Here is a 1,065-nt window from a genome sequence, read left to right on the forward strand (position 1 = left end):
AAATTCTGGAAAAAGTCATCCGCTGCGCCAGCATTTGACTTTTTTGAAATTTTTAACGAAAACTCATTGTGATTTAATTAACAATAGACAAGCATCGATAATTTTCAGTTTAATGCAACACTAGTGATTTATTTCATAAATTAATATTCCTACTATCTGTTTTTTTGCTTGTTCTAGTCCTCTATTAGTTCCTGCTTTAGTGATGTTTTTGGCATAATCACCGGATACAATTTTAATTTTACTAACTTTTTTGTGTTTTTTAGCTACTTTATATTTTTCCTTAGCTAAAACGTCATTGACACCAAATCGATGTTTGTTTTGTTCAGTTTCTTTTTTCTGTGTCGTTTCTTTCCAACTCATTAAATCCTTCTCGCCTTTTGACTGATTTAATGATCCTTCTGTAAAAGTAAGATTGGAACTATCCGTGGCTAAATCATTTCTCTTATTACTATCGGCATGCAATCTTAGTAAGTCATCATTGTGATACTCTTTTGCTGAGACTATATGATCAATGTGAATTCGACTAGCTGATTCCGTTTTTTGATTAGGTTTTTTTACAACAAGTTTTTCACCTGTATATCCATCCACCACATAATCATTCTTTTGGAATGTTTCCTTCCTCTGAGCAGTGAATCGACGATCAATTTTTATAGTATTTCCCGTATTCAAATCTTTCTTTTGAATTATTCTCCCTTCATAATTTTTGTGATTATATCCTTCTTTGAATCTTTCCTCACGTTCTGCACTAGTAAAAATATCTTGTCTGGCATTATGAACAGTGTCAACTACTCCACCTTTTTTATAATCATCATATATATGGCTTAATCCAAATTGAGTAATTATATTATTTTGGATTTCATCTCCAATTTGATCTAGTAAGTCCAATATACTTAAGTTAGATTCCCTTTCAACAAATATAGTCGTAAAATCTTTATTAATAACTCAAGTTTCGCACCCTAATAAATGCTTCACAATCCTATCGGATTAACCCTCACCAAAGAAATTACGCAGCAATTTGTTCTTGGTTTGACTGATTTCCAATCAAAATTTCTTTGAATGCCGCCG

Annotated in this window: 1 protein-coding gene; it reads right to left on the bottom strand. The window is 31.6% G+C overall.

The features are described 5' to 3' along the window. Positions 1 to 120: 120 nt before the first annotated feature. The gene (locus ACYVLS_RS08935) at positions 121 to 885 is read right to left on the bottom strand and encodes a hypothetical protein (RefSeq protein ID WP_460323717.1); all 765 of its coding nucleotides are present in this window, start codon (positions 883 to 885) and stop codon (positions 121 to 123) included. Positions 886 to 1,065 lie beyond the last annotated feature (180 nt).

It is taken from the genome of Alkalibacterium psychrotolerans, from assembly GCF_054784355.1.